Here is a 22,535-nt window from a genome sequence, read left to right on the forward strand (position 1 = left end):
GCCGACCCACCCGGAACCGAGAACCCGACTACGGGCGCATCGCGTACGCGCCGTCGTAGGCCTCGACCTGCTGCCACACCCGACCGAAACGCTCGGCATCGGCGACCGGGCTGCGCAGGGCCCCGATCGCCCAGGCACGCTGGGCCTCGGTGACCGACGGCTTGCCGAGCAGCGCCGCCGCCTGGGTGTTGAAGTCGCGGATCTGGAAGTCGAAGGTCTGATCGAGCACATCGCGGTCGAGCCCGGTGAGCTCGGCCTGCTCGAGAATCAGCTGCCCGTAGACCACGGTGGAGAACAGGTGGCCGATGGTCAGCATGAAGTCCAGGTCCTTCTGCTGGTCCGCGTCGGGAGCCGCGGTGAGCAGCAGGCTGCGCAGTGCTTGGGCCTGCTCGTAGAACCGGCCGACATTCGGGACCGCGGATGCCTGCTCGTAGGCGGGGGTCCAGTCGGCGAACTGCACCTTGCCCGCGCCGCGCGCCGGACCCTGCTGCCAGAAGAACGGCTGGTCGCCCGGGGCGAGGTCGGTGCCGATCGCCGGGTATTCCTTCGGGTTGAGCAGGTAGTTCGGCATGAACTTCAGGATCTGACCCACGTTCACGTGCACGGTGCCCTCGAGGCGCGGCAGGTGGTTGATGTAGCGCGAGGCCTGCGCGAAGTAGGTGGCCTTCTCGAATCCCTTGGCCGCCAGCACATCCAGCAGCAGGGTCATCGCGACCTCGGCCTCGGAGGTGACCTTGGACTTGGTCATCGGGTTGAACAGCAGGTAGCGGCGGTCCTCGAGCGAGGCGCTGCGGAAGTAGTCCACGGCACGGTCGCTGAACAGCTTCATCGCGATCAACCGCGCGTAGGCGTCGACGAAATTGCCGCGCACATGGGCGAAGTCGGTGACGGGGTTGCCGTAGAGGATGCGGTTGTTGGCGTGGGTGATGGCCTCGAAGAACGAGTGCTCGACCATGCCGATGCCGCCGTGGCAGAGGTTGAACTTGCCGACGTTGACGGTGTTGAGCGCGGCCGAGAAGGCCTCCGGGCCCTCGTGCAGCAGGTCGGCGGCGGTCACCGGGTAGTTCTCCAGCCGGAAGTGGCTGACATACATCTGACCGTGGATGACGCTCTCGATCAGGTGGTAGTCGTCGTGGCGGCTGTCGGCGGCGAACCAGATGTAGCCCGCCGGCCCCTCGATGTCGGCGCGGCGCGAGAACACCGACACCATCGAGGCGACGTTGCCGTTGCCGATGTAGTACTTCTCGCCGCTCGCCCGGAACAGGATGCCCGCCTCGGCGTCGGCGCTGCCCGCCTCGCTCGGGGTGAGGATCAGGTCGGTGTTGTAGATGTCGGCGCCGTGGTCGCGCTCGGACAGCGCGAACGCCATCACCTGACCGTCGTCGAGATCGGCGGCGGCCTTGCGCTTGGCGACCTCGTTATCGCTCTGCCAGATCGGGCCGAGGCCGAGGATGGTGACCTGCTCGGCGTACCAGTACGCCAGTCCGTAGAACCCGAAGATCTCCGCCAGCGCCGCGTTGCGGGCCGCGTCCCAGCGCTTGTTCGGGTCACCGTCGGCGTAGGCGGCCGGGGTCAGGAAGGTCGCGAACAGCTTCTCCTTGCCGACGAACTCGAGGAACTCCGAGGTCCACACCGCGTCGCGATCCTCGACCAGCAGCTGCGCCTTGCCCTTGGACTCGAACCACTCGATAGTGGCCTTCAGCAGCCGCCGCGTCTCGGCGTCGAAGTGCTGCGGGTCGTAGGTGGCCGGGTTGAACAGCAGGCTGGGCGAACTCGTCATGCCCGTTAACTTAGCAGCGCCACCCACGCGCCACGCCGCCCCCGCGACTCCCTCACCTGCACTTTCGCCTACGTAGCCGTAAGTTCGCTCGGCTCATTGTTGTTTCCCCCAATCGAACAAGGACCAGGTTTCCGAACTCACCCAGAGGTCGAGCGACTCTCTCCCAGACGATGCGCCAGCGCGTAAGAACCGGTCCGCGGCGGGCCGGGAGCTGTGGCGACCAGCCGCTCGCCTCCGCAGCACGCGACTTGCGGCGTTTCGGTGATCACAACGTGATCCGGGTCGGGTGTTGCCCGACATATCCGGCGCGGCGGAAGCGATCCAGCCCGAGTTCGGTCCCGAGCTCTGCTCGCATCCCAGGGTTGCGCACGTAGAAGACGAACAGGTGATAGACCCGAGTCGGGTCGGTCTCGAGGTCGGTGTGGACGATATCGATGGTTCGGTAGCCTGCGTCGGAGTCGCCGGTGACAAGGCTGGTCAGGTTGGTTCCGCTGCCGAATCTGAAGGCTTCCCTGCGGCTGCGGGCTCCGACCGCCGAAACATCCTGCCAGGCAACTCTGGTCGGGCCTTTGCCGTAATCGATCGAGATGTGCTGCGGGGTGAGTTCGATGCCGACGTTGCCGAGGGTTTTGCGAGGATGGTATGTGCCGAAGCCGAGGAGCAGGGCGACCGATCCAGGCAGGGACATGAGGAAGAACAGCGCGGCCCCCGTGGACCAGTCCTCGTTCAACGATGCGATGAACTGCCACAGTCCGGCCCCGAGCACAGCGACTCCGAAAGCTATAGCCACCACGCTTCCGGTCGAGGACGGCCGCGGCACCGGCAGCACGAGCGCGGGCCCGTCGCCGGTGGCACGAATGTCAGCGGCCACCGGAGCGGCTCGCGGCATCTCCGACCATCCCCAGCCGCTGAAAGCAGCAGTCAGGGGACCGAGCAGCACGAGCCCGAAGAGTCCGGGTCCCACCGATCCCGGCTCGGTCACCATCGTCGACATCAGTCCTAGCACCACCGGCCACAAAACCAACGCACACGCGAACGGCAACACCGTATAGCGGTACGCGCCGAACGCCTTTCGCTCCCACTCCGCCGGCAGCGGCAACTCCGATGTACTCCGGTACCTACCCACAACGCCCCCCTCCCGCGATCGAACGCACTTACGCGGTCGCGGATCTGATTCCAGCCTCTGTTGCGCCCTCCACCGCTTGGATGAGTTTCGGCACCATCCCGATGATCGTCGACGCTTCCTTCGCGAGCGCCAGCAGGATCTGCGACAACTTCGAGCCCGCGCCCGAAATGCTGAGGCTGGCGCGTGCGACTGCCCCCAAAGATGCTGTCCCTCCGGTGCATATGATGATCGCCGCGGCCTCGACGAGGACGCCGGCCAACCAGTTCAGGAGTTCGATCACCACACCGCGAACCCCCTCGACCAGGTCACCGAGCGCGGCGTTTACCTTGCTGAGCGAGGAGGCCAGAGAGGACTGCGCCTCGATGTCTGCCATGAACGCGTCGGCCTTGGTTTTGTAGGCAGAGCTGGCGGCGCCACCCCATTCGCTGACGTCTTTCTGGAGCTCGGTATTCCATGTCGCGGCGGCTTCTGTCAGTGCAGTGGAGATGTTCTCCCACGACTTGGAGTACGCCTTGACCATATCCGGGTTACCGGTGACCCAGTCGAGCCCCTTGCGCAGCGGTTCGACGTTCTCCAGCATCCAGCCCATCAACAGAGCGCCCACGATATTGAACGGATCGAACTTCGCCAGGGGAACCCCTGTGGCCATGCGTTTCTGGTACTCCAATACGTCCGCGGCGGCGACAGCAACCGCGGAGGCTTTGAGTGCTGCACTGTACAGGTTCTTGACCGGATCTTCCCCGTTCAATGCTTCCTTGACGAGCCCGCCGGCTTCCCAGGCATCACCCACCGGTGTGCCTTTGATCAGGCCTGATTCGGCACCATCGCTGGTGATCCTGGGGAGCAGAGCCTTCTGATCGAACCCATAGGCTTCGTCGTCGTCGACTTTCTTGTCGACGAGTTCATTGCCCGCCGGCGGAGCGGCGTCATCGAACGGCATGGGTCCCCCTACTTGATCTGGCTTTGTTGACGCTCGATCGCGGCCTGGCGATCGGCATCGAGATTTTCGAAGGTGTCCGCGCAGTACCGCAGCGTTTTCGGCAGCGTCTCGGTTGTTTCGACGATCTTCTGCAGGCTGTCGGTGATCCGATCGTGCAGCGAGCTCACCGTCAGGTCCGCATACCACCCGACGAGAAGGCCATAGCCGTCGTCCAACTTCGCCAGATAGTCGGCGGCCTGCTTGGCCGCACTGAGGTTCCCGAGCGTCGATTCGACCGCGCCGGCGTGCGCACGAACGCTCTCCGGTTTGACGACGACGTCATCGCTGTTCCACATCTACGTCCTCATTCCAGCCATGACTTCTTGCGGAAGTACTCGTCATCCTCATCCGGTTCGTCAGGCATGACGACCTGATCCCGATCCGGCTTCCGGCTGAACGTCCCCGGGACAGTCGGTTCCCGTGTCGACTGCGACGCAGGCGCGGAACCGGCTGATGGAGGCGCATACGTGGGCTGGGGCGGAACATGCTCGACCACACTCTCGGCCTCCACGTTCGGGAATCGCTCGGCGAGAATGTCGAGGATCGACGCGCCCGCGGGGTCCTCGCCCACAACCCGACTCACGAGATCGGCAACCTCGGACCGTAAGTTCACCTGAGCCTTGCGCATACACGCCAGGATCTCCGCCGACAGTGCATCAGGGTCCATGCTCCGCGTACCGGGTCCCAAGCCGATCGCCGTCGGCACCCCGGTGCTGTCCACCGTGACGCTCACGCGCCCGCCCACGCTCGACGCCGACGCGGACGTCATCGCCATCTGCCCCTGCAGCTCTCCATATCGCTGCGCTTTCTGCTCCAAATCGGCTGCGAACTGCGCCAATTCCTCTGCGGCACGGCTTGGATCGAAGCCGACCATCGGTTACCTCCCCTAACGACAACAATCGGACCAGACTCTGTCAACGAAACACACACGACGCAAATCGCTGGGCCTGCTCGGCGGCTTCCACTGGATTAGACGCGCCGTCGACCCGTTCGGTTCCAGCGAGTTTCCGCCGATCCCGACGCCGGGAAAAAGAAATCGCGCTGCCCCACTTCCAGTGGGGCAGCGCGATTCGGGTGCGGAAACTCAGCCGCGGACCTTGGCGGTTACCGCGCTCACGGCGTCTTCGGCCGGGATCTCCTCGGCTTCGCCGGTGAAGCGGTTGCGCAGTTCCACCTTGCCCTCGGCCCAGCCGCGGCCGATGACCAGGATCCAGGGCATGCCGAGTAGTTCGGCGTCCTTGAACTTCACGCCGGGCGAGGCGGTGCGGTCGTCGAAGAGGACCTCGAGGCCCTCGGCGTCCAGGCCGGCGACGACGTGTTCGGCGCCGTCGCGGGCGGCGGCGTCCTTGTTGGCGATCACCACGTGCACGTCGAACGGGGCGACCTCGGCGGGCCAGCGCAGGCCCTTCTCGTCGTGCTGCTGTTCGGCGATCACCGCGACCATGCGGGAGATGCCGATGCCGTAGGAGCCCATGGTGAGGCGCACCGGCTTGCCGTTCTCGCCGAGCACGTCGACATCGAAGGCATCGGTGTACTTGCGGCCGAGCTGGAAGATGTGGCCGATCTCGATGCCGCGCGCCGACACCAGCGTGCCCGCGCCGTCAGGCGAGGGATCGCCGTCGCGGACCTCGGCGGCCTCGATGGTGCCGTCGGGGGTGAAGTCGCGGCCCGCGACCAGGCCGACAACGTGCTTGCCCTTGACGTCGGCGCCGGTGATCCACGCGGTGCCCTCGGCGACACGGGGGTCGACGAGGTAGCGAACACCGTTGGCGGCCAAGCTCTTCGGGCCGATGTAGCCCTTCACGAGGAACGGGTTGGCGGCGAAGTCGGCCTCGGTGAGCAGTTCCACCTCGGCGGGCTCGACGGCGGCGCCGAGACGCTTGTCGTCGACCTCGCGGTCACCGGGGACGCCGATGCCGAGGATCTCGGTCTTACCGTCGGGGTGGCGCAGCTTCACCATCACGTTCTTCAACGTGTCGGCGGCGGTCACCGTGCGGTCGAGGACCTTCGCCTCGTTGGCCCAGTCGACGAGCGTCGCGATGGTGGGGGTGTTCGGGGTGTCGTATTCGACCGCGGCGGCTCGACCCTCGATGGGCAGCGGCGCGGGCGCGGGCGTGACCACGGCTTCCACGTTCGCCGCGTAGCCGGACTCGACGCAGCGCACGTAGGTGTCCTCGCCGACGGGGCTGGCGGCTAGGAATTCCTCGGACGCGCTGCCGCCCATGGCGCCGGAGGTGGCGGCCACGATCACGTACTCGACGCCGAGCCGTTCGAAGATCGCCTGGTAGGCCTTGCGATGGGTGGCGTAGCTGTTGGTCAGACCGTCGTCGTCGAGGTCGAAGGAGTAGGAATCCTTCATCACGAACTCGCGGCCGCGCAGGATGCCCGCGCGGGGACGTTCCTCGTCGCGGTACTTGGTCTGGATCTGGTACAGGGTGACCGGCAGATCCTTGTAGGAGTTGTACTCACCCTTCACGGTGAGCGCGAACAGCTCCTCGTGGGTGGGTCCGAGCAGGTAGTCGCCGCCCTTGCGGTCCTTGAGCCGGAACAGACCGGGGCCGTACTCGGTCCACCGGTTGGTGGTCTCGTAGGGCTCGCGCGGCAGCAGCGTCGGTAGCGAGATCTCCTGGGCGCCGGTGGCGTCCATCTCCTGGCGCACGACGTCCTCGATCTTGCGCAGCGTGCGCAGACCGAGCGGCAGCCACGAGTACATGCCGGGGGCGACCCGGCGGACGTAGCCGGCGCGAACGAGCAGTTTGTGGCTGGGCACCTCGGCGTCGGCGGGATCGTCTCGCAGGGTGCGCAGGAACAGGCGGGAGAGGCGGGTGATCACGGATGCACAGGGTAGTCCCTGGTCCGGGCGGGGCGACAGCCGATTACCACCTGAGCGCTCCCGGCACCCCGAAAACCGACTCGCAGATAAAAGCGGATACCAGGTTACCCATTACAAAACTATTTCAATCATCAGATAACAACCTGATAACGTAACCGCATCTGGCAATTATTTGGTGACTACATTTTCTCGATAAGTCAATTACGTACTTACAACAGAAAATTGGCGGCGGCGACGCCGCCCTTGGGAGGTCACAATGGCTGAGACGAAATCCATGTCGAAGCGCTGTACAGCGGTGTTCACCGGTGCCGCGTTGGTGGCCGCGGCCCTCGCCGGGTGCACCAAGACCGAGACCACCGAGAGCGGCCAGCTCCTGCAGTCACTGAAGGACAAGGGCACGATCACCGTGGGTTTCGCCGGTGAGGCGCCCTATTCGTTCGAAGACGGCGGCCAGCTCACCGGCGCCACCGTGGCACTGCACAAAGAGATCTTCGCCAACCTCGGCATCAAGACCGTCGACGGAGTGCAGACGGAGTTCGGCGCCCTGATCCCCGGCCTGCAAGCCAATCGTTTCGATGCGGTCAGCGCCGGAATGTCGATCTTGCCGAAACGCTGTGAACAGGCTTCTTTCAGCGAACCGGAATTCATGTACACCACGGCACTGATGGTGAAACCCGGCAATCCGATGAATTTGACCGATATGCAGTCGGTCAAGGCCAGCGGCGCGAAGATGACCGCGATGACCGGCGCCATCGAATCCGATTACGCCGGCTCGCTCGGCATCGACGCCACCCAGGTCGCCACCCCGCAGGACGGTATGGACGCGGTCACCTCCGGGCGCGCCGACGTGTTCGCGCTCACCGCCATCTCGCTGAACTGGCTCGAGAGCCACACACCGAACGCCGCGGTCGACGTGACGCCGTCGTTCGTGGCCGTCATCGACGGCAAGCCGCAGGTCGGCGCCGGCGGGACCGTGTTCCGCACCACCGATCCCGACCTGCTCGCCGCCTATAACGCCGAGCTGGCCAAGATCACCGGCGACAAGGACAAGTACCTGTCGATCGTCGGAAAATTCGGGTTCACCGAGCGCGAGCTCCCCGATCCGAAGTACACGACGGCCAAGCTGTGCAAGGGCGAAATCTGATCCACTCATGAGCAATTTCGACGCGGTACGCGATGCCCTTCCCGCGCTGTGGCAGGGCATCGTCGTCACGCTGGAGCTGACCATCGGCGGCGCGCTCCTCGCGTTCGTCCTCGCCCTCGCCCTCGGCACCACCGCCCGCGTGCGCAATCTCGCGGCGCGCGGCAGCGCCCGGGTCATGATCGAATTCTTTCGCGGCACTTCACTGCTGGTGCAGATCTTCTGGCTGTTCTATGTGCTGCCGCTGCTCGGCTACAAACTCGACCCGCTCTTCTGCGGCATCCTGGCGCTCGGCCTGAACTACGGCGCCTACGGTGCCGAGGTGGTGCGTGGCGCGCTCAACGCGGTGCCGCGCGCGCAGTTCGAGGCGGCCGTGGCGCTGAATTTCAGTCCGTGGCAGCGGATGCGCAGAGTGCTGTTCCCGCAGGCGTGGGCGCTGATGCTGCCCTCGTTGACCAATCTGCTGGTCCACCTGCTCAAAGGCACCGCCGTGGCGTCCTACATCACGCTGCACGACCTGACCTACGAGATCGGCGACCTGCGTAAGACCACCAGCGACACCCTGTTCTCCTTCGGTGTCGGCCTTCTCATCTACTTCGTCCTCGGCTACGTACTCACCCTGGGCATGAACCTGCTCGAGACCCGCGCCAAGACCAAGCTGGGTCGCGGGGCCACGCTCAAGGAAGTGCTGAGTCTGGCGCCCGATGACACGAAGGTGGCGCCATGAGAGCGGAATGGAGTTGGGAGCGCGCCCGCGAGGCGCTGCCGGTGCTGTGGGACGGCTTCCAGATCACGCTGCTGGCGACGGTGCTCGGCTTCGCACTGGCCGCGGTGCTCGGACTGGCGATCGCGATGATCCGGCGCACGATGCCGCGCCCGATCGCCGCGCCGGTGCACGCGGTGAGCGAGTTCGTCCGGCTCACCCCGCTGGTGGTGCAGTTGCTGTTCGCCTACACGCTGTTCACACAGTTCTCGGCGTTGCAGATCGGCATCGTCGTGCTCGGCATCCACTATTCGAGCTACCTGGCCGAGGTGTATCGGGCCGGGATCGAGGCGGTACCGAAGGGACAGTGGGAGGCGGCGCGCGCGCTGTCGCTGCCGCCTACCCGCACCTGGGGTGCGGTGGTGCTGCCGCAGGCGATCCGGGCGAGCCTGCCCGCGCTGGGCACCAATGCCGTGTCGATGTTCAAGGACACACCGTTCCTGTTCGCCATCTCGGTCGTCGAATTGGTGACCGCCGCACAGCAATTCGGAGCACGCAACTTCGCGTACCTGGAGTCGATCACGATGGCCGGGGTGTTCTTCCTCGTCGCCAGTTACCCGACATCCGTGCTGATCAGAAGACTGGAGAAGCGCCTTGCCTACTACTGACGAGATGATCCGATTCGATCAGGTGGTCAAACGCTTCGGCGAGCTCACCGTGCTCGACCAGCTCGATTTCAGTGTCCGCCGCGGGGAGAAGGTCACCCTGATCGGGCCGTCGGGGTCGGGCAAGACCACCATCCTGCGGCTGCTGATGACCCTGGAGACGATCAGCGACGGCGTGATCTGGGTCGACGGTGAACCACTCACCCATACCAACCGCGGTGGAAAGTTGGTGCCCGCCAAGGAAAAACACCTGCGCGCGGTGCGAACCAAGATCGGCATGGTATTCCAGCAGTTCAATCTGTTCCCGAACATGACAGTGCTGGAGAACATCACCGAGGCGCCGATCCATGTGCTCGGCAAGTCGAAAGACGAGGCGCGCGAACGAGCGCGGCATCTGCTCGACGTCGTCGGTCTGTCGGACAAGGCCGACGCGCATCCCTCGCAGCTGTCGGGCGGGCAGCAGCAGCGGGTCGCGATCGCGCGTTGTTGCGCGATGGATCCGAAGGTGATGCTGCTCGACGAGGTGACCTCGGCCCTGGACCCGGAGCTGGTCGGCGACGTCCTCGACGTGCTGCGCACGATCGCCGAAACCACCGATATCACCATGCTGATCGTCACCCACGAGATGCGCTTCGCCCGCGAGGTATCGGACCGGGTGCTGATGTTCGACTCCGGTCGCATCGTCGAACAGGGTCCACCCGAGCAGATCTTCGAGGCACCGACCAATGAGCGGACCCGCAAGTTCCTCGAAGCCGTGCGCTGAATTCACCGGCGGGGCGGGGCGCGGTGGCGGTTTCCACGGCGATTAACGTTGGCGATCGTGCTGGTACTGCTGCCTCCCTCCGAAACCAAGTCCGACGGCGGATCGGGCGCGCCGCTGGACCTCGACGTCCTGGCGATGCCTCAGCTCAGCGCGGTGCGCGACAAACTGATCACCGAGGTGGTGCAGCTGGCGGCCGACCCTGCCGCCTCCGCCGGGGTGCTCGGCCTCGGCAAAGGCGCGGATGCGGAGATCGCCCGCAACGCGAGCCTGCGCACGTCGGCGACCCGCCCCGCCCTGGAGCGCTATACCGGGGTCCTCTACGACGCACTGGACGCGAAGTCGTTCACCAAGGTGCAGCGTGCCAAGGCCTACACCCGCCTCGGCATCGGCTCGGCCCTGTTCGGCGCTGTCCGCGCAGCCGACCCCATCCCCGCCTACCGCCTCTCGGGCGGCACCAAACTTCCAGGGCTGCCGACGCTTTCGGCGGTGTGGCGCGATGTTCTGCCCGACGCCCTCTACGCCGAGGCCGCGGGCGAACTCGTCATCGACCTACGCTCGGGCACCTACCAGCAGCTCGGCCGAGTCCCCGACGCGATCACCGCCAATGTCCTCACCGAGCACCCCGACGGCTCGCGCACCGTCGTCAGCCACTTCAACAAACATCACAAGGGCTTGCTCGCCCGCGCCCTTGTGCTCACCCGTGCCGATCCCAGCGACATCCGCGCCGTCGCCCGGGTGGCCACCACCGCCGGACTGCGCGCCGAAATCGCCTCTCCCACCGAACTTCTCATCATTACTCAGTAGTGGTGGCCATGAGCTGGATGAGATTGCCGCAGGTGTCGTCGAAGACCGCGGTGCTCACCGGGCCCATGGGGGCGGGGGCCTGGGTGAAGAAGACGCCGCGGTCGAGCAGGCGGCGGTATTCGGCGTCGAGATCGTCGACGGTGAAGACGATCACGGGGATGCCCTCGGCGCTCAGCGCCGTTTTGTAGGCCTTGGCCGCCGGGTGCTGGTCGGGCTCGAGCAGCAGCTGGATGCCGTCGACGTCGGCGGGCGAGACGAGGGTGAGCCAGTCGAATTCGCCGAGGGACACCTTGTCTTTGACCTGGAAGCCGAGCACGTCGGTGTAGAAGGCCTCGGCCTTGGCCTGGTCGTCGACGAAGACGCTCGTCACTCCGATGCGAATCATGTGTCCTCCTGAGGGATGGGCCATCGCACCGAAACCGCTCGCAGCGGCGTGAAATCGGCGTGATGGAACTTGTATCGGCCTTGCCGACGGGTATGGACGAGACCGACGTCCTCGAGCACGCCGAGGTGCTGGGTGATCGCCTGGCGCGACGAGCTGATGTCGTGCTTGCTCACGAGGCGTGCGCACAGTTCGAACAGGGTTTGCCCGTCGCGATCGGCCAGTTCGTCGAGGAGGGCGCGTCGTGTCGAATCCGCCAGCGCGGTGAAGATATCGGTCACTCCGTACGCTCCGTTCGCTCCCCTCGAACCATAGGCAAGTGTGCGCTTGCATGTCAAGGGCAAGTACTGACTTGCCTATTCGGCGCTGCATCCCGCCCGCCATCCTCGCGCCGCCTCCACCAGCCGGGCGCGAACCAGGTCGACGTGCGGTCGCGAGGGCGCGCCGACCCGGCGTGCCAGGAAACCGGTGTTGATCGGCGGATCGGCGGGGTCGAGCAGCGTGACCAGCGTTCCGTCGGCCCGCTCCCGGCCGCACAGGTAGTGCGGAAGCACGCTGATCCCCGCCCCGGCGGTGACCGCGGCGAGTACCGCGCGCAGGTCAGCGACGATCAGCGCCGGTTCGGCTTCCAACCGGGTCTCGAACACGTGACGCCAGTATCGGCGCAGGATCGGCAGATCGGCGGCGTAGCTGACGAGCGGGATGCCCGCCAGGGCGATCGGGCCTTCGGCGCGCAGTCGGGCTGTGTCGATGCGGTCGGCTATCTCAGGGGCTGCGACGAGGAGGAATTCCTCGTCGACGAGAGGTTCGGCCAGCACGGTACGCCCACGCGGTCGGGTGGTGGCGAAGACCAGATCCAGTGCGCCCGAATGTAATCGGGCGAGCAGATCGTCGGTGATCCCGGTGCTGACGGTGAGCCGTACACCGTCGGCGACCAGCGGCGCGAGCGCGGGCACCACCTTGGCGGCGAGCATCTCCGCCGGTCCGCCGAGGAGCACCGGCGGTTCGGGCGGCGCCGCACGATCGGTCACCGCACCGCTCACGACCGCCTCCAGCGCCTCCAGCGGGCCACTCACCCGCGCCGCGAGCTCGTGACCGGCGGCGGTCGACGTCACCCCACGGGGCAGTCGTTCGAACAGCGGCCTGCCGAGGTGTCGCTCTAGCGCCTGGATCTGGGTGGTCACGGTCGGCTGGGACAGTCCGACCTGGGCCGCGCCCGCGGTGAGCGAACCGGTGCGGAAGACGGCCAGGAAGGTCCGCAGCTGCACCAGATCCATCGACCCATCGGCTGTCCTATGTCTCATATAGACAATCCTATTGGTCAGGAGATGCCATCGACCCTAGCGTTGATCCCATGGCACATATCCTGTTCGTTCTCACCGGCACCGATCATTGGACACTGGCCGACGGCACCGAACATCCCACCGGCTACTGGGCCGAGGAATTCACCGCGCCCTATGCGGCCTTCACCGAGGCAGGCCACACCGTCACCGTGGCGACCCCGGGCGGCGTGATCGCGACCGTCGACCAGGCCAGCATGGCCCCCGACGTCAACGGCGGCGCCGACGGCGCGGCCGCGGTCGCGAAGATTCTCGACGACGCGACCGCGTTGCGGAGTCCGATCGCCCTCGACAAGGTCGATCTCGCCGACTACGACGCCGTCTTCTACCCCGGCGGTCACGGCCCGATGCAGGACCTCGCCGTCGACCCCGTCTCGGGCACTCTCCTCACCGACGCGCTCGCCTCCGGCAAGCCGCTCGGCATCGTCTGCCACGCCCCCGCCGCGCTCCTGGCCACCGCCGAGTCGGGCAGTTCCCCTTTCGCCGGCTACCGCCTCACCGGGTTCAGCAATGCCGAGGAAACCCAGGCGGGCTTCGCCGACAAGGCGAAGTGGCTGCTCCAGGATCGCTTGGTCGCGCTCGGTGCCGACTACCGCGAAGGCGACCCGTGGGCGCCGCACATCGAGGTGGACCGCAACCTCTACACCGGACAGAACCCCGCCTCCGCGGGCCCGCTGGCCGCCGAGATACTCACCGCCCTCTGACGGATCACCTCAGCCGATGTCGGCGGTGAGCTCGGCGAGTTCGGCCGTGAGATTGGCCCGCGCGGTCGCCTCGTAGCGGTCGTGGGCGAGGTCTGTGCGGAACAGGCGGGGCTGATCGGCCAGATTGCGAAGGACCGAGGCCCGGCCCGCACGGAACAGGTCGTCGGGGACGTGGGCGTATTCGGCGCGGATCGCGGCGGTGTAGGCGGCGTATTCCTCGGGGGTGCCACCGAGCACGACCAGGTCGGCATCGCAGAGGACCGCGCCGTTGGCATCACCGGGCGCCGGCTTGTGTCCGCGGGTCAGCACCACGAGCCGCACCACCTCCTCGACCAGTTCCGGTGCGGCGCCCAGTGATTCGAGGATGTCGCGACCCAGGTCGGCGCTGCGCTCCTCGTTGTCGGCCCGCGCGACGGCGTAGATCGCGTCGTGGAAGAACGCCGCATAGCGCACGGCATCGATATCGGTTGCGGCGCCGGCGAATTCGTCGATCGCCGCGAGCATCACCGCCAAGTGGGTGCCGGTGTGGTAGCGGCGATGCGGTTCGCTGTAGCGTCCCACCACCCCGGCGCCGATTTGCTCGGCCTCGACCCCGGCCAAGGCGATCCATCGGTCCAGCAGGTTTTGCGACAGCGCACTCATACAACAAGTTTCGTCGTCGGCACCGACACCCACAACCCCCCCGATCCTTCGGCGCTACCGCGCTCCGAGGCGGGCGACCAGCCCGGCGCCGCGACCATTGTCTGCGTTCGAGGCGCCGGATACCGTGGGGCGATGGTGTCTTCGGCTCATCTCGTCTCGTTCGCGGGCCTGGCGTTCCTGCTGGTGATCGTGCCCGGTCCCAGCGTCTTGTTCACGATCGGCCGCGCGCTCACCGTGGGACGGCGATCGGCGCTGATGACGGTGCTCGGCAATGCGATCGGGGTGTACGGGCAGGTTGTCGCTGTCGCGTTCGGAGTGGGCGCGGTGGTGGCGGCGTCGGCGGTGGTGTTCACGGCGATCAAACTCGTCGGTGCCGCCTATCTGGTCTATCTCGGCGTGCAGGCGATTCGACATCGGGACGCGCTGCGAACAGCCTTCCACGCCGAGCAGAGCGTCGACTCGCACCGTCCCGCGACGGCGTTGCGGGACGGGCTGATCGTCGGGATCACCAATCCGAAGAACATCGTCTTCCTGGCGGCGCTGCTGCCGCAGTTCGTCGATACCACGCACGCCGTGCCACAGCAGATGCTGGTCCTCGGGCTCTGCATCCCGGTGTTCGGCCTGATCTTCGACTCGCTCTGGGCGCTCGTGGCGGGGTCGGCCCGGTCCTGGTTCGCGCGGTCGCCGCGTCGTCTCGCCGCCGTCGGCGGCACCAGCGGCCTGGTGATGATCGGGCTCGGCACGTCGCTGGCGCTCACCGGCCGCAAAGACTGAACCACAACAGGACTCAGAGCTCGTCGCCGCCCGTGGTCAGGTCGCGCACGAGCAGCGCGGCGTGCAGGGAGGTGCGCGATTCGCCGTCGTCGAGGTCGACGGCGAGAATGCGTTCGATGCGGGCGAGGCGGTCGTAGAGCGTGGGTCGGCTGATCGCGAGCGCCTTGGCGAGTTCGGTCTTGTTGCCTGCCAGGTCGAGGAAGCGGCGCAGGGTGCCGGTGAGGTCGGCGGCGTGGCGGATGTCGTAGCGCAGGAGCGCGCCGAGTTCGGCCTCGGCGAAGCTCTGCACGCCGGGTTCGTCGCGGATCAGCGAGAGCAGACCACGTAGGCGAATGTCCGCGCTGCGGAAGAACATTCGGCTCGGGGTCGTCGTCATCGACCGGGCCACCTCCGCCACGCCCGTCGCATGCGCGAGTCCGCCCGCGGCGTCGAGCAGCGAATCGGAGTCGGCGCCGACGCCGATGACCGCACGACGCACGCCCTCGATCCGACGGGTCTCGGCCAGGACCGTGGTGCACACGGGCGCCAAGTGGTCATCGACATGGCCGCCACGAGTCACCGCCAGGATCACGGTGACCTGTTCGCCGTCGGTCCCACCGCGCGTTCGCCGGTGCGCCGCCGCGCTGAGCGCCGAGGCGTCGACCAGGCCGAGGGCATGGGTCACCGCTTCGACGATCGACTCACTGCGTCGTTGGGCCGCGACCGGATCCGTCGTCGACTCGGTGTCGATCTCGATCGCCAGCGGCACGTAGCGGGCGCGCCGCCGCAGACCGAGCGCCGCGGCGCGCGCCTGGGCGTCGCGCTCGTCGGTCACCCGCCCGTCCACCAGGTCGGCGATCAGGCCGGTTTGAGCCTGCCGGTGCAGCCCGAAGCGGTCCTTGTCGATCATCCGGTGCAGGGTGATGGTTTGCGCGGCGCGTTCGAGCACCATGGCGACCCGCGCGGTATGGGTTCGGTCGGTGCGCAGGATCAGCCTGCCCCAGCGCTGCGTGTGCGGTCCGACCCCGACCACGCCGGATCCGTCGGGCAGCATCCGCGAGACGGCCTCCCAATCCTCCAGTAGCGCGGCCGAAGTGGCGTGCCGGGCGGTGGCCGCCAGCACTCGATGCGAGAGGTCTTCCAGGACCACCGACGCGTCGAGCATGCTCGCGGCGGTCTGCACGATCTCGGCCAGCGCGGCACGGCGCACACTGAGGTCGGTGAACGTCTCGTGCACGGTGCGCGCGAACTCGAGTTCGGCGTACTGGTCGGCGACGATCGCGCGGTGGACGGCTTCGGTGATCTCCACGAAGCGGGTCACCCGATGCAGCACGATCACCGGCAGCGCGAGTTCGGCGGCCGTGGCGGCGACAGCGGGACCGAGTTCGCTCACATAGCTGCCGAGTTCCACGACCAGTCCCGCGACACCGGCGCCGGACAGCGATCGCAGGTAGGCGATCCGTGCCTGCTCGGGAGCGGCGAGCGCCTGCCCGGTGGTCAGGATCAACTCCGAGCCGACCAGAACATCGGCGACGTCGGCCTGGTCGCTGACATGCACCCAGCGCACCGGCCGGTCCAGGTTCGCGGCGCAGACGACCTCGGGTTGCCCGGCCTGCATCACCGACGTCGCGAGCACATCGGCCACCGTCAACAGCACTGACAAATCGTAATACGAATGCCGCAAATGTGTACAGATCGTCGGCCCTTCCCAAGCTCCGGATGGACCAGGGTGGAGGCACGACACCACTCGGCGAATCGAGGCATTCATGCAGTCCATCGGCCATTGGATCGACGGCAAATCGGTGAGCGGCACCAGCGAGGCGACCGCACCGGTGACCAATCCCGCCACCGGCGTCGTCACCGGGGAGCTGGCGCTGGCGAACGTGGCCGATACCCGCGCCGCGATCGACGCCGCGACGGTCGCCTTCGCGTCCTGGCGTGATGCCTCGCTCACCCGCCGCACCCAGGTGCTGTTCCGCTTCCGCGAGCTGCTGGCCGAACGCAGAACGGAACTGGCCGCGGTCATCACGGCCGAACACGGCAAGGTGGCCGCCGATGCGCTCGGCGAGGTGACCCGCGGTCTCGAGGTCGTCGAATTCGCCTGTGGCATCCCGCATCTGCTCAAGGGCGGATTCACCGAGAACGCCTCGACCGAGGTCGACATCTACTCGATCCGTCAGCCGCTCGGCCCGGTCGCGATCATCGCACCGTTCAATTTCCCCGCCATGGTGCCGATGTGGTTCTTCCCCCTCGCCATCGGCGCGGGCAACACGGTGGTGCTCAAGCCGAGCGAGAAGGATCCGTCGGCGGCGCTGTGGTTGGCGCGGCTGTGGCAGGAGGCGGGGCTGCCCGACGGCGTGTTCAACGTCGTGCAGGGTGACAAGGTCGCCGTCGACGAACTCCTGGACAACCCGGCGATCAAGGCGGTGTCGTTCGTCGGCTCCACCCCGATCGCCAAGTACGTCTACCAGCGCGGCACCGTGGCGGGCAAGCGGGTCCAGGCGCTCGGCGGGGCGAAGAACCACATGGTGGTGCTGCCCGACGCCGATCTGGACCTGGCGGCCGATGCCGCTGTGAACGCCGGTTTCGGGTCGGCGGGTGAGCGATGCATGGCGATCAGCGTGGTCGTCGCAGTCGGCGGGGTGGCCGACGACCTGGTCGCCAAGATCAGCGAACGGGCCGCGAGCATCGTCACCGGCGACGGCGCAGGCGGGGCGGAGATGGGCCCGTTGATCACCCGCGCGCATCGCGACCGCGTGGCCGAATACATCGACGCGGGCGAAAATGCCGGTGCGCGTGTGGTTCTCGACGGTCGCGATCTCACCGTCGACGGCGCGCCCGACGGATTCTGGCTCGGCCCGACGATTCTCGACGAGGTGACGCCCACCATGAGCGTCTACACCGACGAGATCTTCGGCCCCGTGCTGTCGGTCGTGCGGGTCGACACCTACGAGGAAGCGGTGGCGCTGATCAACGCGAACCGCTACGGCAACGGCACCGCCATCTTCACCAACGACGGCGGCGCGGGACGCCGGTTCCAGCACGAGGTGGAAGTGGGTATGGTCGGCGTGAACGTCCCGATCCCGGTGCCGATGGCCTACTTCAGTTTCGGCGGCTGGAAGAACTCGCTGTTCGGCGACTCGCACGCGCACGGCACCGACGGCGTGCACTTCTTCACCCGCACCAAGGCGGTCACCGCCCGCTGGCTCGATCCGAGCCACGGTGGGCTGGAACTCGGCTTCCCGCAGAACAAGTGACCCGAGGGAGACTCGACATGACGCTTTCCGCAGAGGCCGCTCGCGCCTACGAACTCGACCGCCGCCACGTCTTCCATTCCTGGTCCGCGCAAGCAGCTCTCACGCCAACGGTGCTCACCGCCGCCGAGGGCTGCTATGTGTGGGACGGCGAGGGCAATCGCCTGCTCGACTTCTCCTCGATGATGGTGAACACCAATATCGGCCACCAGCATCCGAAGGTCGTCGCCGCGATCCAGGAGCAGGCGGCCAAACTCTGCACTGTCGCACCGTCATTCGCCAATGATGCCCGTTCGGAAGCGGCACGCCTGATCAGCGAACGCACGCCCGGCGATCTCGACACGATCTTCTTCACCAACGGTGGCGCCGACGCGGTCGAACACGCCGTCCGGATGGCGCGCCTGCACACCGGCCGCTACAAGGTGCTCTCGCGCTATCGCTCCTACCACGGCGGCACCGAGACGGCGGTGAACCTCACCGGCGACCCGCGCCGCTGGCCCAATGACCACGGCAACACCGGAACCGTGCACTTCTTCGGCCCGTTCCTGTACCGCTCGGAATTCCACGCCACCGACGAGGCGCAGGAGACCGAGCGCGCGCTGGCCCATCTCGAGCGCACCATCGAGATGGAGGGCCCGGCCACCATCGCCGCGATCGCCCTGGAGTCGGTGCCGGGCACCGCGGGCATCATGGTGCCGACCACGCAGTACATGCGCGGGGTCCGCGAACTGTGCGACAAGCACGGCATCGTGTTCATCGCCGATGAGGTGATGGCGGGCTTCGGGCGGACCGGAAAGTGGTTCGCCATCGACAATTTCGAGGTCGTGCCCGATCTGATCACCTTCGCCAAGGGAGTCAACTCCGGTTATGTCCCGCTCGGCGGCGTGGCGATCAGCGCGGCCATCGCGGCGACCTTCGCCGACCGGCCCTATCCCGGCGGGCTCACCTACTCCGGTCATCCTCTCGCGACCGCCGCGGCCGTCGCGACGATCAACGCGATGGCCGACGAGCGCATCGTCGAGAACGCCGCCGACATCGGCGCGAAGGTCATCGGTCCGGGCCTTCGCGAACTGGCGCAACGGCATCCGAGCATCGGGGAAGTCCGCGGGCTCGGCGTCTTCTGGGCACTCGAGCTGGTCCGCGACCGGGTCACCCGTGAACCCCTCGCCCCCTACGGCGGCACCAGCCCCGCGATGAACGAACTGGTCGCCGCCTGCCGCGCCGGCGGGGTGCTGCCGTTCGTCAATTTCAATCGCCTGCACGTGGTTCCGCCGTGCGTGATCACCGAGGCCGAGGTCAAGGAAGGGTTGGCCATCCTCGATCAGGCACTCACCGTCGCCGACGCGCACACCGTCTGATCCGACACACGGCGGGCGGAATGCGCCCGCCTCGTTCGGTGTTCTCTCGGAGCGTGACTGATACCGCCGTGCTTTCCGATGAGCTGAAAACGTATCTCGACGAGGAGAAGGTCTACGCGACCGTCGCCACGGTCGGACCCAACGGGCATCCGCATCTGACCGTCGTCTGGATCAAACGCGAAGGTGACGAGCTGCTGTTCTCCACCACCGTCTCCCGGCAGCAGGCCAAGAACCTGGTGCGCGACCCGAGGATCACCGTGATGGTGAACCCGCCCGAGCGGCCGTTCCTCTACGCCGAGGTCCGCGGAACCGCCACCACCACCCCGGATCCCGAACGGGCGCTGCCCGACGAGATGTCGCTCAAGTACACCGGCAAGCCGTATCGCGAGTTCAACCCGGCATCGGTGGACGATGCCGAACGCGTCGTCATCCGCGTCAGCCCGACCAAGGTCACCGGACGCTTGTGAGCAGCGGGCCCGGCGGAGTCAGCTCCGCTGGGCCTCTTCCTGCGCGTGCTGTGCCTGCACCAACTGTTGCGGGGTGAACCGCAGGGTCAGTGCGACGAGGGCGGCCAGCACCGCCAGGATCGCGCAGACGAAGAGCACCAGGGTGTATCCGCTGTTGAGCGCATCGATCTGAGTCGGCGACATGTCCGCCGCGCGGCCGTCGGTGCCACCGAGCGACAGGGTGCGCGACGCCGCGATCGGGCTCAACAGGCCGATCGCGATCGGAGTCGCCAGGTTCATGAACATCTGGCCGACCGCCGACAGCGGACCGATATTCGACTGCGGTACCCCGACCAGCACACACAGCGGGGCCAGCACCATGGCGACACCGACGCCGAAGCCGATTACCACGAGCAGCACCAGCAGCGTCGGCAGGTAATGCACGTGCCGATCCAGCGTGGAGCCGAACAGCAGACCGACGGCCAGCACGACCGAGGCCGAGGCGAGCAACCAGCGCGGCGCGACCACAAGCGCCAACTTCGACCCGACCGCACCACCCACACCGATGCCGATGGTGAACGGAATCGAGGCGACACCGGCCTGCAGCGGGCTGTACCCGAGCACATTCTGGAGCAACTGGGCGACGAAGAACGTCATCGCGCCGAGGATCGCACCGGCGAGGAAGATCAGCGCGAAGGTGGCGACCCGGTCGCGGCTGTCGAACAGCGACCAGGGCAACAGCGGATCGGCTTCACGGCGTTCGGTCACCACGAAGATCACCAGCAGCGCGAACCCGCCGATCAGCGAGGCGAGGATGACCGGGCTCGTCCAGCCCATCGCCGGACCCTCGGTCGCGCCGAACACGATCGTCGCGCAGGCCAGCGTCCCCAGGATCGCGCCCTTGATATCCAGCGGCGTGCGATGGTGCTCGGTGTCGGACAGCTTGTAGACCGCGCCCGCCACGATGAGCGCGCCGATCGGCACATTGATCAGGAAGATCCACCGCCACGAGAACTCGGTGAGCGCACCACCGACGACGAGACCGCCGACCGACCCGATACCGGCCATCGAACCGACGATCGCGATGGCCTGATTACGGGCGGGCCCCGGTGCGAAAGTGGTGGCGACCAGCGCGAAGGCCGTCGGCGCCGCGATCGCCGCGCCGGCACCTTGGAAGGCGCGCGAGATCAGCAGCATGGCCTCGCCAGTGGCCAGACCGCAGGCCAGCGAGGCCGCGGTGAACACCCCGACGCCGACGATCAGCATCCGTTTACGCCCGAACGCGTCGCCGAGCCTGCCGCCGAGCAGCATCAGTCCGGCGAAGGTCAGGCCGTATGCGGTCACCGTCCAGGCACTGCCCGAACTGGACAGCCCCATCTCCTCCTGCAGCCGCGGCAGCGCGAAGATCACGACGGTACCGTCGAGCACGACCATGAACTGCAGGCCGCTCAGTACGAGGATGGCGAGACCGAAGGCCCGCCCCGTCACCGGATACTGCATCGTCGCAGCGGGTTTATCGAGCACAACGAGGCAGTGTAATTGGCGCGACGGTAACCCGAGGGCGCGCGGCCCGCGAAGCTAGTCCAGGCCGAAGCCCGCCGTGGGGCCGATGACGATGATCGCGGGCGGACGGATGCCCTCTTCCTTGACCCGCTCGGCGACCGTGGCGAGGTCGGCGCGCACCACCCGCTGGGTGCGCAGCGTGCCCTCCTGGATGACCGCGGCCGGGGTATCGGCCGGGCGCCCGCCTTCCAGCAGCGCGGTGGCGAACTTGTCGATCCGCTCGACCGCCATCATCAGCACGATGGTGCCGCGCAGTTTGGCCAGCGCCGACCAGTCGACCAGCGAATCGGGATGCTCGGGGGCGACGTGTCCGCTCACGACGACGAACTCGTGAGTCACCCCGCGATGGGTCACCGGGATACCGGCCGCGCCGGGCACCGAGATCGGGCTGGTCACGCCGGGCACCACCGTCACCGGGATACCGGCCTCGGTGCACGCTTCGAGTTCCTCGTACCCGCGGCCGAACACATACGGGTCGCCGCCCTTGAGCCGGACCACGAACTTGCCCGCCTTGAAACCCTCGACCAGCGCGAGGTTGATCGCTTCCTGCGCCATCGACCGGCCGTACGGGATCTTCGCGGCGTCGATCACCTCGACGTGCGGGCCCAGTTCGGCGAGCAGTTCCGGCGGGGCGAGCCGGTCGGCGACGACCAGATCGGCGCGGGCGAGCAGCCTGCGACCACGCACGGTGATCAGGTCGGGGTCGCCGGGGCCGCCGCCGACGAGCGCGACGCCGGGGGTCACCGGTTCCGAATCGTCGGTCACCACACCGGATTGCAGCGCTTCGAGCAGGCCGTTGCGCACCGCGGCCGAGCGACGGTGTTCGCCCCCGGCGAGCACGCCCAGCGACAGTCCGTCGTAGCGTGCGGTCGCGGGGGTGACCGCGGTGCCGTCACGGGCGATGTCGGCACGGACGCAGAAGATGCGCTTGGCGGTGGCTTCGGCGACCACGGCGGCATTGGTCTCGGGCTCGTCGGTGCAGGCCATCGCGTACCAGGCGCCGTCGAGATCGCCGTCGGCGTAGGCGCGCAGTTCGACGCGCAGTTGCCCCGCCGTAGCCATCCCCTCGACAGCCGGAGTGACCACTCGGCTGATCACGTGCACCTCCGCACCCGAGGCCACGAGCAGTCCCATTCTGCGCTGGGCAACGCTTCCGCCGCCGACGACGACTACTCTGCGGCCACGCAGATCGAGCCCGACCAGGTAGTTCGGGTCGCCTGTGGGCGGGGTCGATGCGGTGTCAGCGGTGTTCGGCACAGTGTCGGAGCCTAGTTCCTGGCTCGGTGCGGCCCGAACGCA

23 protein-coding genes are annotated in these 22,535 nt (G+C 67.2%); 10 read left to right on the plus strand and 13 right to left on the minus strand.

Going from position 1 to position 22,535, the window contains the following annotated elements; translation table 11 throughout:
- Positions 1-28: 28 nt before the first annotated feature.
- The 6 genes from QX204_RS22175 to QX204_RS22200 all read right to left on the minus strand — a co-directional run bounded on the left by QX204_RS22175 (position 29) and on the right by QX204_RS22200 (position 6,718).
- Positions 29-1,780, minus strand: coding sequence for an acyl-CoA dehydrogenase family protein (locus QX204_RS22175; RefSeq protein WP_301901986.1), 1,752 nt, complete (start codon positions 1,778-1,780; stop codon positions 29-31).
- Positions 1,781-2,045: 265 nt separating this feature from the next.
- Complete coding sequence (locus tag QX204_RS22180; protein WP_301901987.1) at positions 2,046-2,774, minus strand: hypothetical protein; 729 nt, start codon at positions 2,772-2,774, stop codon at positions 2,046-2,048.
- Positions 2,775-2,934: 160 nt separating this feature from the next.
- Positions 2,935-3,846 carry a WXG100-like domain-containing protein gene (locus tag QX204_RS22185; RefSeq protein ID WP_301901988.1) on the minus strand — a complete coding sequence of 304 codons (912 nt, stop codon included), beginning with the start codon at positions 3,844-3,846 and terminating at the stop codon, positions 2,935-2,937.
- 8 nt (positions 3,847-3,854) lie between these two features.
- Positions 3,855-4,181, minus strand: a complete 327-nt coding sequence (locus QX204_RS22190; RefSeq protein ID WP_301901989.1) for a type VII secretion target — start codon at positions 4,179-4,181, stop codon at positions 3,855-3,857.
- 8 nt (positions 4,182-4,189) lie between these two features.
- Positions 4,190-4,759, minus strand: coding sequence for a YbaB/EbfC family nucleoid-associated protein (locus QX204_RS22195; RefSeq protein ID WP_301901990.1), 570 nt, complete (start codon positions 4,757-4,759; stop codon positions 4,190-4,192).
- Positions 4,760-4,969: 210 nt separating this feature from the next.
- Positions 4,970-6,718 carry a proline--tRNA ligase gene (locus QX204_RS22200; protein WP_301901991.1) on the minus strand — a complete coding sequence of 583 codons (1,749 nt, stop codon included), beginning with the start codon at positions 6,716-6,718 and terminating at the stop codon, positions 4,970-4,972.
- Between the two features lie 256 nt (positions 6,719-6,974).
- Between QX204_RS22200 and ehuB the strand changes: the two genes are divergently transcribed.
- Genes ehuB through yaaA form a run of 5 tightly spaced genes read left to right on the plus strand, consistent with a single transcriptional unit; the run spans position 6,975 to position 10,794 of the window.
- Entirely contained in the window at positions 6,975-7,862 is an 888-nt protein-coding gene (ehuB, locus tag QX204_RS22205) for an ectoine/hydroxyectoine ABC transporter substrate-binding protein EhuB (protein ID WP_301901993.1), read from the plus strand.
- 7 nt (positions 7,863-7,869) lie between these two features.
- A complete protein-coding gene (gene ehuC / locus QX204_RS22210) occupies positions 7,870-8,586 on the plus strand; it encodes an ectoine/hydroxyectoine ABC transporter permease subunit EhuC (RefSeq protein WP_301901995.1) in 717 nt (238 codons plus the stop codon).
- A complete protein-coding gene (gene ehuD, locus QX204_RS22215; protein WP_301901997.1) occupies positions 8,583-9,230 on the plus strand; it encodes an ectoine/hydroxyectoine ABC transporter permease subunit EhuD in 648 nt (215 codons plus the stop codon). Before ehuC ends, ehuD begins: the two co-directional genes overlap by 4 nt.
- A gap of 4 nt (positions 9,231-9,234) precedes the next feature.
- A complete protein-coding gene (ehuA, locus tag QX204_RS22220; RefSeq protein WP_301901998.1) occupies positions 9,235-9,990 on the plus strand; it encodes an ectoine/hydroxyectoine ABC transporter ATP-binding protein EhuA in 756 nt (251 codons plus the stop codon).
- A 57-nt stretch (positions 9,991-10,047) separates the two neighbouring features.
- Positions 10,048-10,794: a peroxide stress protein YaaA gene (yaaA, locus tag QX204_RS22225; RefSeq protein ID WP_301901999.1), complete on the plus strand. Its 747-nt coding sequence runs from the start codon at positions 10,048-10,050 to the stop codon at positions 10,792-10,794.
- Here yaaA and QX204_RS22230 read toward each other — a convergent pair.
- The 3 genes from QX204_RS22230 to QX204_RS22240 all read right to left on the minus strand — a co-directional run bounded on the left by QX204_RS22230 (position 10,784) and on the right by QX204_RS22240 (position 12,480).
- Positions 10,784-11,176: a VOC family protein gene (locus QX204_RS22230; RefSeq protein WP_301908072.1), complete on the minus strand. Its 393-nt coding sequence runs from the start codon at positions 11,174-11,176 to the stop codon at positions 10,784-10,786. The genes yaaA and QX204_RS22230 overlap by 11 nt on opposite strands.
- Entirely contained in the window at positions 11,176-11,457 is a 282-nt protein-coding gene (locus QX204_RS22235; protein ID WP_056811563.1) for an ArsR/SmtB family transcription factor, read from the minus strand. The genes QX204_RS22230 and QX204_RS22235 overlap by 1 nt, the downstream gene beginning before the upstream one ends.
- Before the next feature lie 75 nt (positions 11,458-11,532).
- Positions 11,533-12,480, minus strand: coding sequence for a LysR family transcriptional regulator (locus tag QX204_RS22240; RefSeq protein WP_301902002.1), 948 nt, complete (start codon positions 12,478-12,480; stop codon positions 11,533-11,535).
- 50 nt (positions 12,481-12,530) lie between these two features.
- On the opposite strand from QX204_RS22240, the gene QX204_RS22245 reads away from it, so the two are divergent.
- Positions 12,531-13,220, plus strand: a complete 690-nt coding sequence (locus QX204_RS22245) for a type 1 glutamine amidotransferase domain-containing protein (protein WP_301902004.1) — start codon at positions 12,531-12,533, stop codon at positions 13,218-13,220.
- A gap of 9 nt (positions 13,221-13,229) precedes the next feature.
- Here QX204_RS22245 and QX204_RS22250 read toward each other — a convergent pair whose 3' ends face one another.
- Positions 13,230-13,862: an HD domain-containing protein gene (locus QX204_RS22250; RefSeq protein WP_301902005.1), complete on the minus strand. Its 633-nt coding sequence runs from the start codon at positions 13,860-13,862 to the stop codon at positions 13,230-13,232.
- A 132-nt stretch (positions 13,863-13,994) separates the two neighbouring features.
- Here QX204_RS22250 and QX204_RS22255 point away from each other — a divergent pair, with 132 nt between their 5' ends.
- A complete protein-coding gene (locus QX204_RS22255) occupies positions 13,995-14,636 on the plus strand; it encodes a LysE family translocator (protein WP_301902006.1) in 642 nt (213 codons plus the stop codon).
- A 13-nt stretch (positions 14,637-14,649) separates the two neighbouring features.
- On the opposite strand, the gene QX204_RS22260 is transcribed toward QX204_RS22255, so the two are convergent.
- Positions 14,650-16,272, minus strand: coding sequence for a PucR family transcriptional regulator (locus tag QX204_RS22260; protein WP_301902007.1), 1,623 nt, complete (start codon positions 16,270-16,272; stop codon positions 14,650-14,652).
- A 109-nt stretch (positions 16,273-16,381) separates the two neighbouring features.
- Here QX204_RS22260 and QX204_RS22265 point away from each other — a divergent pair, with 109 nt between their 5' ends.
- From QX204_RS22265 to QX204_RS22275, 3 genes are read left to right on the plus strand one after another with little or no spacing between them, the layout of a single operon-like run.
- Complete coding sequence (locus tag QX204_RS22265) at positions 16,382-17,872, plus strand: CoA-acylating methylmalonate-semialdehyde dehydrogenase (protein WP_301902008.1); 1,491 nt, start codon at positions 16,382-16,384, stop codon at positions 17,870-17,872.
- A 17-nt stretch (positions 17,873-17,889) separates the two neighbouring features.
- Entirely contained in the window at positions 17,890-19,227 is a 1,338-nt protein-coding gene (locus QX204_RS22270) for an aspartate aminotransferase family protein (RefSeq protein ID WP_301902011.1), read from the plus strand.
- 53 nt (positions 19,228-19,280) lie between these two features.
- A complete protein-coding gene (locus QX204_RS22275) occupies positions 19,281-19,694 on the plus strand; it encodes a PPOX class F420-dependent oxidoreductase (RefSeq protein WP_235569331.1) in 414 nt (137 codons plus the stop codon).
- A gap of 18 nt (positions 19,695-19,712) precedes the next feature.
- On the opposite strand, the gene QX204_RS22280 is transcribed toward QX204_RS22275, so the two are convergent.
- Both QX204_RS22280 and cobA read right to left on the minus strand, forming a co-directional pair.
- On the minus strand, positions 19,713-21,173 hold the full coding sequence (locus QX204_RS22280; RefSeq protein WP_301908073.1) for an MFS transporter: 1,461 nt from the start codon (positions 21,171-21,173) through the stop codon (positions 19,713-19,715).
- A 78-nt stretch (positions 21,174-21,251) separates the two neighbouring features.
- Complete coding sequence (cobA, locus tag QX204_RS22285) at positions 21,252-22,493, minus strand: uroporphyrinogen-III C-methyltransferase (protein WP_301902012.1); 1,242 nt, start codon at positions 22,491-22,493, stop codon at positions 21,252-21,254.
- Between the last annotated feature and the right edge of the window lie 42 nt (positions 22,494-22,535).

The organism is Nocardia sp. PE-7 (genome assembly GCF_030486425.1).
Taxonomy (GTDB): domain Bacteria; phylum Actinomycetota; class Actinomycetes; order Mycobacteriales; family Mycobacteriaceae; genus Nocardia; species Nocardia salmonicida_A.